The organism is Bacillus sp. NPDC057893, assembly GCF_042796455.1.
Taxonomy (GTDB): Bacteria; Bacillota; Bacilli; order Bacillales; family Bacillaceae_G; genus Bacillus_A.
On the sequence record NZ_JBHVNG010000002.1, the window covers coordinates 113,619 to 127,265 of the forward strand.

The 13,647-nt window shown below is 35.8% G+C and carries 13 protein-coding genes; 8 read left to right on the forward strand and 5 right to left on the reverse strand.

Annotation, left to right across the window (positions count from 1 at the left end; genetic code table 11):
• Nucleotides 1-232: 232 nt before the first annotated feature.
• The 5 genes from ACFVQC_RS09255 (at nt 233) to ACFVQC_RS09275 (ending at nt 6,569) form a co-directional block, all read left to right on the forward strand.
• Nucleotides 233-2,023: an ABC transporter ATP-binding protein gene (locus ACFVQC_RS09255; protein WP_377898198.1), complete on the forward strand. Its 1,791-nt coding sequence runs from the start codon at nt 233-235 to the stop codon at nt 2,021-2,023.
• On the forward strand, nt 2,020-4,020 hold the full coding sequence (locus ACFVQC_RS09260; protein WP_377898199.1) for an ABC transporter ATP-binding protein: 2,001 nt from the start codon (nt 2,020-2,022) through the stop codon (nt 4,018-4,020). The genes ACFVQC_RS09255 and ACFVQC_RS09260 overlap by 4 nt, the downstream gene beginning before the upstream one ends.
• A 303-nt stretch (nt 4,021-4,323) precedes the next feature.
• A complete protein-coding gene (locus ACFVQC_RS09265; RefSeq protein WP_377891348.1) occupies nt 4,324-5,121 on the forward strand; it encodes an amino acid ABC transporter substrate-binding protein in 798 nt (265 codons plus the stop codon).
• Nucleotides 5,108-5,806 (forward strand): amino acid ABC transporter permease, encoded by a 699-nt coding sequence (locus ACFVQC_RS09270; RefSeq protein ID WP_377891350.1) that lies wholly within the window; start codon nt 5,108-5,110, stop codon nt 5,804-5,806. Before ACFVQC_RS09265 ends, ACFVQC_RS09270 begins: the two co-directional genes overlap by 14 nt.
• Before the next feature lie 28 nt (nt 5,807-5,834).
• Nucleotides 5,835-6,569, forward strand: coding sequence for an amino acid ABC transporter ATP-binding protein (locus ACFVQC_RS09275; RefSeq protein ID WP_002159133.1), 735 nt, complete (start codon nt 5,835-5,837; stop codon nt 6,567-6,569).
• A gap of 51 nt (nt 6,570-6,620) precedes the next feature.
• On the opposite strand, the gene sasP is transcribed toward ACFVQC_RS09275, so the two are convergent.
• Nucleotides 6,621-6,824 carry a small acid-soluble spore protein, SasP family gene (sasP, locus tag ACFVQC_RS09280; RefSeq protein WP_000013349.1) on the reverse strand — a complete coding sequence of 68 codons (204 nt, stop codon included), beginning with the start codon at nt 6,822-6,824 and terminating at the stop codon, nt 6,621-6,623.
• A 494-nt stretch (nt 6,825-7,318) separates the two neighbouring features.
• On the opposite strand from sasP, the gene ACFVQC_RS09285 reads away from it, so the two are divergent.
• Entirely contained in the window at nt 7,319-7,564 is a 246-nt protein-coding gene (locus ACFVQC_RS09285) for a hypothetical protein (protein WP_002150309.1), read from the forward strand.
• A gap of 142 nt (nt 7,565-7,706) precedes the next feature.
• Here ACFVQC_RS09285 and ACFVQC_RS09290 read toward each other — a convergent pair whose 3' ends face one another.
• Both ACFVQC_RS09290 and ACFVQC_RS09295 read right to left on the reverse strand, forming a co-directional pair.
• Nucleotides 7,707-9,167 carry a YheC/YheD family endospore coat-associated protein gene (locus ACFVQC_RS09290; RefSeq protein ID WP_377891353.1) on the reverse strand — a complete coding sequence of 487 codons (1,461 nt, stop codon included), beginning with the start codon at nt 9,165-9,167 and terminating at the stop codon, nt 7,707-7,709.
• Nucleotides 9,168-9,186: 19 nt separating this feature from the next.
• Nucleotides 9,187-10,239 (reverse strand): YheC/YheD family protein, encoded by a 1,053-nt coding sequence (locus ACFVQC_RS09295; protein WP_002150304.1) that lies wholly within the window; start codon nt 10,237-10,239, stop codon nt 9,187-9,189.
• Between the two features lie 125 nt (nt 10,240-10,364).
• Between ACFVQC_RS09295 and ACFVQC_RS09300 the strand changes: the two genes are divergently transcribed.
• Nucleotides 10,365-11,510 carry a DUF445 domain-containing protein gene (locus tag ACFVQC_RS09300; protein WP_377891358.1) on the forward strand — a complete coding sequence of 382 codons (1,146 nt, stop codon included), beginning with the start codon at nt 10,365-10,367 and terminating at the stop codon, nt 11,508-11,510.
• A gap of 122 nt (nt 11,511-11,632) precedes the next feature.
• Complete coding sequence (locus ACFVQC_RS09305) at nt 11,633-11,986, forward strand: YlbF/YmcA family competence regulator (protein WP_002150299.1); 354 nt, start codon at nt 11,633-11,635, stop codon at nt 11,984-11,986.
• Between the two features lie 163 nt (nt 11,987-12,149).
• On the opposite strand, the gene ACFVQC_RS09310 is transcribed toward ACFVQC_RS09305, so the two are convergent.
• Together ACFVQC_RS09310 and ACFVQC_RS09315 are read right to left on the reverse strand one after the other, a co-directional pair.
• Entirely contained in the window at nt 12,150-12,770 is a 621-nt protein-coding gene (locus ACFVQC_RS09310) for an NDxxF motif lipoprotein (protein WP_377891360.1), read from the reverse strand.
• A 21-nt stretch (nt 12,771-12,791) separates the two neighbouring features.
• Entirely contained in the window at nt 12,792-13,352 is a 561-nt protein-coding gene (locus ACFVQC_RS09315) for an HAAS signaling domain-containing protein (protein WP_377891362.1), read from the reverse strand.
• Nucleotides 13,353-13,647 lie beyond the last annotated feature (295 nt).

The following is a 13,647-nucleotide window of genomic DNA, read 5'->3' on the forward strand; positions in this document are numbered from 1 at the left end:
TATATCGTAACGTACGCTTTTATGCATTCCTTTGCATATCGTCAAGCGGCGGTATGCTTTTTTTTTGTCTAATTTGCTTGTTTCCATACTTTGTATGGTTACTATAAAAATCAGAATTTGGAAGGTGGAAAAATGTGATGAAATGTTATGGTTTTCGAAATGTAAATGAGATGACTCTAGATAGTGGATAAAGAAGCCTTCATCAAACGAGAACGAGAAGGGAGAGGTTACATTGTTTTCAGTATTACTAAAGTTAAGATGGTTTTTTAGGGAGCATTGGAAAAGGTATAGTATCGCAATTGGGGTACTTTTAATTGTAAACGTGATAGAGGTAATTCCTCCGAAAGTATTAGGAATTACAATTGATAACATTAAAACAGGAGCCTTAACGAACGAGGCGATTATGCAATATATTTTTATTTTACTTGGGGTAACGATTGGTGGGTATGTGCTTACTTTCATTTGGCAGCACCAACTATTTGGCGGTGCGTTCGTACTTGAGAAAACGATGCGTTCAAAATTTATGGGGCATTTACTTAAGATGACACCGACGTTTTATCAAAAAAATCGTACTGGCGATTTAATGGCGAGAGCGACAAATGATTTAAAAGCAATCTCCATGACAGCAGGTTTTGGTATATTAACGCTCGTTGATTCTAGTCTATATATGCTTACAATCGTTTGTATGATGGGCTTTTCAATTAGTTGGCAACTAACATTTGCTGCGCTTATACCGCTTCCGATTATGGCGTATGCGATGAATAGATACGGAAAGAAATTACATGAACGATTTACAGTCGCACAAGATGCGTTCGGAGATATGAACGATAAAGTGCTTGAATCAATTGCGGGTGTACGCGTTATTCGTGCGTACGTACAGGAGAACGCTGATCAAGAAAGGTTTCATCATTTAGGAGATGACGTATACGAGAAAAATATGAGAGTAGCAAGAATCGATGCATTATTCCAGCCAACTGTGAAAATGCTCGTCGGTCTTAGTTATTTAATTGGTTTAGTGTACGGTGCATATCTCGTATTCCAATCAAAAGTGACACTTGGCGAGCTCGTTTCGTTTAACGTCTATTTAGGGATGATGATTTGGCCGATGTTTGCAATTGGTGAATTGATTAATGTTATGCAAAGAGGAAATGCTTCGCTCGATCGTGTAAATGAAACGTTAGCTTATGAACCAGATGTAAAGAATCCGAAAAATCCAAAGGTTGTACAAGAGCCAGATTACATTCAGTTTGATAACGTTACTTTTTCATATCCTTCATCAATTGAAACAAATTTAAAAAATGTTTCGTTCTCATTAAAACAAGGAGACACACTTGGAGTTGTTGGGAAAACAGGAAGCGGGAAAACGACGCTCGTTCGTCAGCTTCTTCGTCAATATCCACTTGGGGAAGGGGATATTGCGGTTTCTGATGTGAAGCTAGATAAAATTACGAATGATAACGTACTTGGCTGGATTGGGTATGTACCTCAGGAGCACATTTTGTTTTCAAAAACAGCGAAGGAAAATATTTTATTTGGAAATAGAGAAGCGACTGAAGAAGAACTTGAAAAAGCGATTGAAATAGCTGCGTTTAAAAAGGATTTAGAGTTTTTACCAGAAGGTTTAGAAACGCTTGTTGGAGAGAAAGGTGTTTCTTTATCCGGTGGGCAAAAGCAAAGGATTTCTATTGCGAGGGCTGTTATTCAAAATCCAGAAATTTTAATTTTGGACGATTCTTTATCAGCTGTTGATGCTCGCACAGAAGCAGCAATTATTGAAAATATACGAACAGAAAGAAGCGGGAAGACGACGATTATAACGACGCATCGTTTATCAGCGGTGCAGCATGCTGATTGGATTCTCGTTATGGATAACGGTGAAGTTATTGAAGAAGGTTCGCATGAAGCGCTCGTTCGAAATGGGGGCTGGTATGCTGAGCAGTTCGACAGACAACAAGGTGAAAGTGAAAGTGAAAGTGAAAGTGAAAGTGAAAGTGAAAGTGCGGATAGTGGGGTGAAAATATGAGTGTTTCAAAACGGTTATTTCAATATGCGATGAAAGTTAAAGGGCCGATTTTTGCAGCGATGGCGATGCTATTTGTTTTCGTCATTGCAGAACTCGCGGGTCCTTTCGTAGCAAAAACGATGATTGATGAGCATATCGTTGGAATAGAGAGACCTTGGTATGAAACAGAGAAGAGTGAGGATGCTGTTTCATATAATGGAGCCTTTTATAAGCGAAGTGATCGCTTTGGGGAAGGTGAGCAAAAAGGGAAAGAGGTCCGAGTGATTCAAGTTGGTTTTCAGTACTATTTTGTACCGAATAAAATAACGCTTGAAGGAACGCGTTCTGTTAAGGGTGATATGCTTACAGTACAAAGTGGTAAGGCAGTGCAAGTGTATAAAGTGAAAGCCTTAACGAAAGAAGAAGTATTTGCGTTTTATAAACCAGAAATAAACCGACTATTACTACTCGGTGGTGGATATTTCGCTTTATTAGTAGTCGTATCATTATTTGCATACGGAAAGCAATTCTTCTTACAGAAGGCAGCAAACAAAATTATTCAAATTATGAGGGAAGACGTCTTTTCCCATATTCAAACGTTGCCAATTCGTTATTTTGACCATTTACCAGCAGGGAAAATTGTATCGCGTGTAACGAATGATACAGAAGCGATTCGTGATTTATATGTAACAGTGCTTGCGACATTCGTCTCTAGTATCATCTATATTATCGGGATTTTCGCTGCGCTATTTTTACTTGATGTAAAACTGGCGGTGCTATGTTTACTTATCATCCCAATTTTAATTGTTTGGGCGATTATGTATAGAAAGTATGCGTCTGTATACAATCATAAAATGCGTTCGCGTTTATCGGATATTAACGGAACAGTGAATGAATCGATTCAAGGGATGCCAATTATTCAAGCATTTCGTCAAGAGCGTGAAACGAAGAAGGAATTTGAGGAACTCAATGGCGATTATTTTAAATATCAAAATAAAATTTTAAATTTAAATGCAGCAACTTCGCATAATTTAGTGTCTGTATTAAGAAACATCGCTTTTACAGGTGTAATTTGGTATTTCGGTGGTGCTTCATTAAGCGCTTCGGGCATCGTTTCACTTGGGATACTTTATGCTTTCGTCGATTATTTAACGAGGTTATTCTCGCCAATTACGAACATGGTGAACCAACTTGCTAACTTAGAGCAATCGCGTGTTGCATCAGAGCGTGTCTTTGAATTGCTAGAGGAAAAGGGAGAGGCAGTAGAAGAAGAACGTATGCCTCGCTTAACCGGAAATGTGAAATTCGATAATGTTTCGTTTTCTTACAATGGAAAAGATGAAGTGTTAAAAAATATTTCTTTTGAAGCGAAACAAGGGGAGACAGTGGCACTTGTCGGCCATACTGGATCAGGAAAAAGTTCAATTATGAATGTGCTCTTTCAATTTTATGAATTTCAAAAAGGGAAGCTTACGATTGATGGTCACGATGTAACAAAGATGCCGAAACAAGCAACACGTGAACATATGGGAATTGTATTACAAGATCCGTTTTTATTTAGTGGGACAGTGGCATCCAATGTAAGCTTAGAAAATGAAGGGATTTCAAAAGATCGCATCGTAAAGGCGTTACGTGATGTTGGTGCTGAAAGGTTTGCAAACAACATAGATGAAAAAATTACGGAGAAAGGAAGTACACTTTCAACCGGAGAACGTCAGCTTATATCGTTTGCTAGGGCACTTGCTTTTGATCCTGCTATTTTAATTTTAGATGAAGCGACTTCTAGCATTGATACAGAAACAGAAGCGATGATTCAACAAGCGCTAGAAGTTGTGAAAAAAGGACGAACGACGTTTATTATCGCTCATCGTCTGTCAACAATTAAAAGTGCTGATCAAATTATTGTGCTTGATAGAGGAACGATTTTGGAAAAAGGTTCCCATGATGAATTAATGAAAAAGCGTGGGCGCTATTACGATATGTACAAAACGCAAATGGAAGGAAACCAGAGCGCTTAATTTTTAGAAGAACTTGCGATTTTCGCAAGTTCTTTTTTGATTGGATTGTCCGCTCAGAAGTTAATATATTTCACCGACAGAAAAACTTATAAATAAGTAAGTATTGTTTTACCTTTTTCTTTATAAATGCTATATTAAAAAATGTTACTTATTTTTTGTATGTAGCAGTATTTTTCCGTTTTGTTTGATTATGAAGAAAAAGGATAAACTAAATAAGAACATTTTTATTGAAAAATTGTTCGAAATTGCATACAATCAATATAGTTTTTAAATTCCTATCAGAATACTTGGAGGACTACCATCATGAAAAAATTATTTTCAGTGCTTGCAGTAACTACATTAGCGATTGGGATTGTAGCGGGCTGCGGCAAAGAAGAGAAAAAAGATACAGCTAGTCAAGATGCGTTACAGAAGATAAAACAAAGCGGTGAGCTTGTAATTGGTACAGAAGGTACATATCCACCATTTACGTTCCACGATTCAAAGGATAAATTAACTGGATTTGACGTTGAATTAGCAGAAGAAGTTGCAAAACGTTTAGGTGTAAAACCTGTATTTAAAGAAACACAATGGGATAGCTTACTTGCAGGAATAGATGCAAAACGTTTCGATATGGTTGCGAACGAAGTTGGTATTCGTGAAGATCGCCAAAAGAAATATGACTTCTCTAGTCCATATATTTCTTCTTCAGCAGCATTAGTTATTGCGAAAGATAAAGATAAACCTGCTACATTTGCTGATGTAAAAGGATTAAAAGGAGCACAATCTTTAACAAGTAACTACGCAGATATTGCTAAGAAAAATGGTGCGGAAATCACAGGTGTAGAAGGATTTAGCCAAGCAGCAGAATTATTAAGTTCTGGCCGCGTTGATTTCACAATCAATGATAAATTATCAGTGTTAAACTATTTAGAAACGAAAAAAGATGCAAAAATTAAAATTGTAGATACAGAAAAAGAAGCGTCACAAAGTGGATTCTTATTCCGTAAAGGTAGCGACAAACTTGTACAAGAAGTAAATAAAGCGTTAGAAGATATGAAAAAAGATGGTACGTACGATAAAATAACGAAAAAATGGTTCGGTGAAAATGTTTCTAAGTAGTGCATTGATGTCAGATCGATTGTCTACTTGGATAGATATTATGCAGACTTCCTTCGCGCCTATGCTGAAGGAAGCTGTCTTTACGACAATTCCGTTAACGCTTATTACATTTATTATCGGTATTATACTTGCGACGTTAACAGCGCTCGCGCGTATTTCAGGTAGTCGTATTTTACAATGGATTGCTCGTATCTATGTATCTATCATTCGCGGAACGCCACTTCTTGTACAGTTATTTATTATTTTCTATGGCCTTCCAACTCTTAATATTGAGGTTGAGCCATATACAGCAGCAATTGTTGGTTTTTCATTAAATGTCGGTGCATATGCATCTGAAATTATTCGTGCTTCTATTCTTTCTATTCCGAAAGGACAGTGGGAAGCAGCTTATACAATTGGGATGACATATCCGCAAGCATTAAAACGTGTTATTTTACCGCAAGCAACGCGTGTATCTATTCCGCCGCTTTCGAATACATTTATTAGCTTATTGAAGGATACGTCATTAGCGTCGTTAATTTTAGTAACAGAAATGTTCCGAAAAGCGCAGGAAATCGCGGCAATGAACTATGAGTTTTTAATTGTTTATTTCGAAGCAGGTCTAATTTATTGGGTAATTTGCTTCTTATTATCTATCGTGCAACAAATATTAGAAAAACGTTCAGAACGTTATACTCTAAAATAACCCTTTCATAAAAGGAGTTTTTGTTTTTATGATTTCAATTCAACATTTACAAAAAAGTTTCGGAGATAATACCGTACTAAAACATATAGACTTATCAGTTGAGAAGGGCGAAGTTGTTGTTATTATCGGGCCATCTGGATCTGGTAAAACGACATTCTTGCGTTGCCTCAATGTGCTAGAAACGCCGAACGCTGGTAGCATTCGCATCGGTAATAAAGAGCTCGATTTCTCTAAAAAAGTATCGAAGAAAGATATTGTAAATCTTCGTACGCAAACAGGTATGGTATTCCAGCACCATAATCTATTCCCGCATTTAACAGCAATTCACAATGTAATGGAAGGGCTCGTTACAGTGAAAAAGATGGGGAAAGAAGAAGCGAAGAAAAAAGCGAACTACTTCCTTGAAAAAGTTGGTCTTGCGGATAAAGTGGATTTATATCCGTTCCAATTATCAGGCGGACAACAACAGCGCGTCGGGATCGCTCGTGCGCTTGCGATGGAGCCGGAAGTATTACTATTTGATGAGCCAACGTCAGCTCTTGATCCTGAACTAGTTCAAGAAGTTTTAAAGGTTATGAAAGAACTTGCTAAAGAAGGAATGACGATGGTCATTGTAACGCATGAAATGCGCTTTGCTCATCAAATTGCGAACCGTGTTATTTTCATGGATGGCGGTGTCGTTGTCGAACAAGGTACACCGGAAGATGTATTTACAAACCCAAAAGAAGAACGAACGAAGAAGTTTTTACAAATGTTGCAATAAATTAAGGAAGGTCTCAGGGCATATGCCCTGAGACCTTTTTGCCATATATATTTATTTTTGGAATCCGCCAAGACTTTGCTCAGCCATTGCAACTAAACGTTTTGTAATTTCTCCACCAACAGAACCGTTAGCGCGAGCCGTAGAATCTGCTCCTAATTGTACACCAAATTCTTGAGCGATTTCGTACTTCATTTGATCGATTGCTGCTGTTGCACCTGGTACTACTAATTGATTGTAAGAACTTTGGTTTGCCATAGGAATATATCCTCCTTAGAGTTATAAAAGTTTTTTTGGTTGGACTAGCTGGATTTGAACCAGATATTATCGCCCCGTTTGGCGCTAATCCATCGGTAATTAAGTTTGTACTCATAGTATGGATGTTACCTAGAAAGATATACAAAATAATAATTTGTAAATTTTGTAAAAAATATTTCATCATTTCGTAAATTATGAAATAAGAGTAATCGTTGTATTTTTAAGAAAGAAGGCTAAACTAAGAGCGAAATCATATGCGTTTTTTCTTTGTATAACCAGCTTGGCTTACTTAACCTATGATTTGTTAAAGTGAGAAAAATTCCAGCTTAGTAAAATGAAAATTAAATCGGTAGCAACTGCATAGTTCTGTTTTAACTCGGGATGGGGTAGAAAAAGGAACTAACCGCGTCTACGCAAGGCTAGATGCTCTTTTCAATCTAAAAAAAGAGGTTTTTTTTACAGGCTTTTAAACGACAACGTATGGAGGAATAACGATGGGAATTTGCCCGCTTTGCAACGCGCTAGAATCACAAACATATTCTTGTCAAAATTGCCAAGGAATACTCCAAGATTATGGGAAAGCTGTAGATTACATAGATGATTACAGTGCATATATGGATCAGGACTTATTAAGTGCGGTAGATGGTTTAACACATAATAATTCAAATGAGTACTGCAATCATATTTTTTATTGTGGAGTATGTAATGTGGAAACGGAAGTTGTAGTGAAGTTTGTATAAAGTGAAACTTTAATCAGTGGGGGTTTTGTTCATCCCCCACTGATTATCAGCCCGACTCTCACCTAACTTCCTCGCATTCTCCAAATTTTGAGGTGGGAGTCTTACTGTCCGCAAATAGCGGGATAAATAGAAAACTTCCACCTTATGAGTGAGGTGGAAGTTTTTGTATTTGTATTTTCGAGTTAATCATAGGGGACGGGATATTTCCGTTTTCAGGTGCAGTATTCGATTGGATTTGAGATGTTTTTTCTTTCGGACCGCACAAAGAATGTTCAGTTAAATAGATGGCATATTCATAAAATAATTGGCGCGTAAGTTCACTCTGCTCTTTTAACTTTTCATCTTGGAATACAGTTCGCCCCGGTTTAGAATTTGCTTCAAATAGCCACGGATTTTCCGCGGTGTCTAAACCAATGTCAAAACCAATTTCTCCAATGTTCCCGGTTACTTGTTGGTCGAGTGCATAACTGATTTGTAAGGCTGTTTGTTTTAGTTTATTTTCAATTTGAACTTGCTTTGTTGAATCAGGAAACAGTTCCTGAAGTAATTTCGTATCACCACCGCTATTTACATGAGTTGTTAAGCTACCTTTGCCGGCGATTTTCGCGACGATTGCACTGACGACCCAATTACCAAAATGATTTTTATTTGTATGAATGCGAAAATCGACGTGTTGCCCTTCGAAGCGGAGCAGTGAGATACCTTGTTGTACGATAAACTTTTTTAAATCATGTCCTCTTAACACATGGTTAAGAAGTGCTTCTAATGATTGATACTTTCTTAGTTTATTTTGTTCATTTTCACGATAACGACAATAGTAGCGATTATCAGTTTGAGAATAGCGTATTTGATGAATATTTCTTCCGAAGCTACCGTGTATGGGTTTCATATAAATATACTTATACGTACCGAGAAGTCGTTCTACTTGTTCAAAATGCTGAAATGCCTCTGTTTTTGGTAAGAATGGTTTAATCGAATCTTCTTTCATTAAAAGTTGGTGCACTTCCCATTTGTTGAAAAACCCTGGATTAAACCACGGAATCGCATAGTCGCTTTCTAATCTTTTCTTTGCTCTTACGATAGGTTTGTAATTTTCTGCTTGCCGATTTGGTAAACGGTCGTAAATGACATTTGGTAAAGGGACTTTGTTTTTTACCCATTTGCTTTCTTGAAAGAAGTACCCTTCAATGGTTTCCTCTTCCCAGTTTATATGTTGAATGCCAAAGACAAATACAAATGGTTGCAATGTGAATGGTGGTGTTAGTAACTCACTGAGAGAAGCAGAACGATTTCCTAAAGGAGAATTAGAATCATCGTTAAAGCCAGTTGTGAAAATCCCGATTAATGGACCGAAAACAATTGTTTGATTTTGTATGAAGGCATGGATTGTTGCTGAATGCGGTAGTAAAAGTTTAGCTGCAATTTGTTCTCCAATAATGATTTCTCGAGTGAATGAATAATGAATTTTAATATTCTCACATGTAATATAACGTAAGCCAAAGGACAGGGATGTAATTGGTGGTGTAATAGAAAAAACGTAAGGTAAAGTAATACTATTTGGATTCTCATCTGAGATACTTAATGTATATATGTGCTCTTTCAACGGGGGGTTCCTCCTTTCGTTATGGTGTAAATCGGCTAAACTTTAATGGACCATGAAAAATTTGTTCAGCCAGTTCGTCGTTGTACCTAGTATAAACTTCGTAAGACGGCATCGTATTGACGTACATAAGCCAAATGGCACCTTTTTGATCCATAATGGTAGAAAGCTCTAATTCAAATAATGACGAATAGGACTGATCGAGTGTTTTAAACACTTCACTTACAACATCATGTAAAGCATCTTTCAATAATTGAACGCCAGTTGGAGAAAGTAAATATTTAATTTTAGAAAACGGATGTAACTTAGAACGTTCTGTTGCTGAAAGTAAAAATTGTGCTGGGAAGGAAGATTTTTGTATAAATTGACCGAGAACGTTCCAAGTCTGTTCTTTATTTTTTTGCATAATGGTTCGAATATGAATCGGATATGATAGTTGATTTGGAGGTTGTAACATTGGATGAATCATATAACGGGATGAGTGTACGTTGGATTTGCACCATGATATAAATTCATCTGTTCGTTTGAATTGAGTAGAAGTATGCTGCTGTTCATTTACTGTATCGATATGAAATGTTTTATTTTTGTAAGTGGCCCGATATAAATTTTCATTGGAATGTATATTGATTGGTCTTATAATAATATCTCTTGTTTCTAGTAGTAATTTAAAAATTCCTTGTACTGTTCCTTTTTTTATTTTTGGTACGTAAGGGGAAAGACGTTTATTAGTAAAAAAAAGATTGTGCAAATCGCTTGGATTAATAAGTGTGTTGTTTAAAAAAGTAGTGGAAGAACGTTTGTGTAATGAATGAATAATCGCATTTGCTTGTTGGAATTCCTCATCCTCTTTGAAATGACAACGATCATATATATATGAAGGAATGGGAAAGGTTTGATTTATCCAATTTCCTGTATCTGTATCGTAAATAAGACCGGAAACAAGATCTGTCTTTGAATCAATGCTAAACGGTGTGAATTGGGCGACGACGTTATGATAGAGACGAGCGCGCTTAGCGATTTCGGTGTAATACGTTTGCTCGTGATGGAGCCCGGAAGTTAAAAGACCAAGAACCAACGAAATCACTCCTTTATTAATAAGATGTTTGCATAATAGGCGAAGCTATATATTGCAAATACGTTTTTATACCATTATACTTTTGTCCGTATGATGATATGCTATAGTTTTAGAGAAGTGAAAGGTTGATTGTGATGAATATATGGTTGAATATGCTAACAACGACAGGACTTGGGGCGATTATTGGAGGGTACACAAATCATTTAGCAATAAAAATGTTATTTCGTCCTCATCGTCCTATTTATATTGGGAAGTTTCAAGTTCCATTTACGCCAGGGTTAATTCCGAAGCGCCGCGATGAGCTTGCTGTTCAATTAGGGAAAATGGTTGTAGACCATTTGTTAACACCAGAAGGAATCGGAAAGAAATTAACAAATGAAGAGTTTCAAGCCAGTTTAATTCGCTGGGCACAAGTGGAAGTTGATAAAGTAATTACAAATGAACAGTCGTTACGGGATATGTTAGAAAAATGGAATTTAGAACATGTAGAAGAAGAGGCGACTCAAAAAATCGAACATATTATTACAGAAAAAATTCATGCATTTTTAGCAGAGTACTATACATATACATGGGAACAGGCTTTACCTCATTCTGTTCATGAAAAAATAGAGAATACGATTCCGAATGTAGCATCTTTTATTTTGAAAAGAGGAATTAGCTTTTTTGAAAGTGAAGAAGGAAAGGCACGCCTTTCAAAAATGATTGATGACTTTTTCGCTTCTCGCGGGACATTGCTTAATTTAGTCGGTATGTTTTTAGGGAATGTAAGTTTAGTGGATCGTGTGCAGCCGGAAGTAATTAAGTTTTTAGGACAAGATGGAACAGAGCGGCTTTTAACTGATGTACTGCAAAAAGAGTGGGAAAAGTTAAAAGGAAGAGACGTACAAGAATTAGAAACGTTTGTAGAGAAAGAAATGATCGTAAGCTCCATATTGTCAGCGGCTCAAGTAGAGGAAACAGTAAGTAGATTTTTAAATCAATCTGTGCAGAAAGTATGTGAACCAGTTCGAGAAACGGTTATTGAAAAAGTAGTTCCAAGCGCAGTAACGAAAGGCTTGAAGTGGGGAACAGAAAATGTAGAGAGCATATTGAAAAATCTACAGCTTGCGGAAATTGTCCAGCAAGAAGTGTCTACATTTTCTACAGAAAGACTAGAAGATCTTGTACTATCTATTACAAAAAATGAGTTGAAGATGATTACATATTTAGGGGCATTATTAGGAGGAACGATTGGATTTATTCAAGGCTTGTTGCTCCTGTTCCTTAAGTAATAAAAGTGAAATTTCTTCACATCTCTTGCATAGTTTGATATGGTAAGAAGAGGTGCGGATAAAAAGCACTTAAAAGGCAGTGCGAGCGAAAAGCGCTAGCCTTCTAAAGGAGGAAAAATAAAATGACAAAAAACATTCATGATGTTGCATATGAATTACAAAAAGCAATCGCTGAAAACGAAGACTTCCAAACATTAAAAGCAAGCTACGCAGCAGTACAAGGAGATGCAGCTTCAAAGAACTTATTTGAAGAGTTCCGTACAATGCAACTTGGCCTACAACAAAAAATGATGCAAGGTCAAGAAATCACTGAAGAAGATAACCAAAAAGCGCAAGAAGTTGTAGCTCGCATTCAACAAGATGCAAAAATTACAAAGTTAATGGAAACTGAGCAACGTTTAAATATCGTTATCACTGACGTTAACAAAATCATTATGCAACCACTTGAAGAATTATATAGCGCGCAACAAGCGTAATGATAGAAGACGCTCCTAGAATATAGGGGCGTCTTTTTTGTTTAGGAAATGGATGAATTGCATTTTGATAGTTCATCCACAAAAAAAGCCCATTCAAAACAGTCTTTTTTAGTGACTATTTTGAATGGGCTTATGATAGATTCTACAATTTTTGAATATTTTATCATTTGTTGAAATACTCAGTTCTAATATTTTTTTCTTTCAAAAACTTTTCAATCTCTTTTTGCTTTCTACCATTAACTTTCTCAAAGCGCTTTGTAAAAGAAAAATCGGCCTTGAATAAGTTACCATCTTGAGCGATTTTTTCTATTTCTTGATCTAGTTCTACTGAAAGAGCTGTAGACGATGAAATAAATTCATAGATTTCTTTTGAAGGCTTTTTGTAATCATCAGGTATAGTGTTGTTACTAATAAAATCATGGAAATTTGCATCATTTTGTTTTGCTAAATCTATTAGTTTTTTTAATTTCTCTCGGTCGGATTCAGTGACATTCTCGTCAGACATGGCTGATGAAAGGGGAACGGTGTTTTCAAATAACTCTCCGCTATAATCTAAATAATTTTTTATATTTTGTTTCATTTCGTCTTCATTAATATTTTCGTTCTTTTTTTGAGAGTTAAATATATTTTCTGGAATTTTAATAGTAACATCTTTAATAGATTGTACATCGTCTAATTTATCGGATTGTGTATTGTTCGTATCATTAGATTGTGCACTGTGTGAACAAGCTGATATAAATAAAAGAGTAAGCAGTATGAGTGGATATAAAGTATATTTCTTCATTTTAATCTCCTTTTTCATTCATTAATATCTTTGTAAAATGGCAAAATTCCACTTTAAATACTTTACTAAAATTGAGTATACATGTTTTATCATTTGGTAAGATATCACAGAAATTAGTAAACCGATGCAAAAAGCTATGAACATACTATATACATCTGAATAACTGATTTGATGAAATCCTTTAAAAAATCCTAATCCTAGTAATAAAATAGGTGAAATGATTAACAATGGTGTGGCAATTATAAGTGCTAGAAGAATCGGTAATAGAAAGAGTAATAAGAAAAAGGCGATAATGATAAATATAAAGTTTAAAACACTTAAGCTCATAACAGAAAATATTGCTGTTATAATATTTTTGAGGCTTCGTTTCTTGTCAGCGTTGCTTATTGCATATGTAACATTAAGTTCTTTAGCGATAGTTTTAGGGTTTCCTAGCTTTTTAGAAATTTCTTCTTCAGATTTTCCGTCCTGTTTACCGCTAATAAAATGAGTTTCGTACTCCGAGATAATATCTTTCTTTTCTAAATTAGGCATATTTCGTAGGGAGGACCTAAGTTGTTCTAAAAATTCACTTTTGTTCATTACAATCACTTTCCTTTATAAAATGATTAATCACATCTGGGAATCTTATCTGTTTTTGAGTAAATAGCATAACCTTTCTGCACCTTTTGAAGTGTATATATTTACGGGATATATACTAATCTAAATTTGTATTCCAATTATTGGGTATTCAATTATTTACAAATATACCACTTACTAGTGTTTTTTACAAGGTACTATAATATTGTTAATACCATGAATAGGTGAAAGTCTTTTTATATATTTCTAGAGGAGGATATCAGAATGGTATTTTAAGATAAATAAAAGATTGTAAGCG

Coding starts and splice junctions, on each gene's coding strand:
- ACFVQC_RS09260 (WP_377898199.1), top strand. CDS start 2,020: ATGAGTGTTTCAAAACGGTTATTTCAATATGCGATGAAAGTTAAAGGG.
- ACFVQC_RS09265 (WP_377891348.1), top strand. CDS start 4,324: ATGAAAAAATTATTTTCAGTGCTTGCAGTAACTACATTAGCGATTGGG.
- ACFVQC_RS09270 (WP_377891350.1), top strand. CDS start 5,108: ATGTTTCTAAGTAGTGCATTGATGTCAGATCGATTGTCTACTTGGATA.
- ACFVQC_RS09275 (WP_002159133.1), top strand. CDS start 5,835: ATGATTTCAATTCAACATTTACAAAAAAGTTTCGGAGATAATACCGTA.
- sasP (WP_000013349.1), bottom strand. CDS start 6,824: ATGGCAAACCAAAGTTCTTACAATCAATTAGTAGTACCAGGTGCAACA.
- ACFVQC_RS09285 (WP_002150309.1), top strand. CDS start 7,319: ATGGGAATTTGCCCGCTTTGCAACGCGCTAGAATCACAAACATATTCT.
- ACFVQC_RS09305 (WP_002150299.1), top strand. CDS start 11,633: ATGACAAAAAACATTCATGATGTTGCATATGAATTACAAAAAGCAATC.
- ACFVQC_RS09310 (WP_377891360.1), bottom strand. CDS start 12,770: ATGAAGAAATATACTTTATATCCACTCATACTGCTTACTCTTTTATTT.
- ACFVQC_RS09315 (WP_377891362.1), bottom strand. CDS start 13,352: ATGAACAAAAGTGAATTTTTAGAACAACTTAGGTCCTCCCTACGAAAT.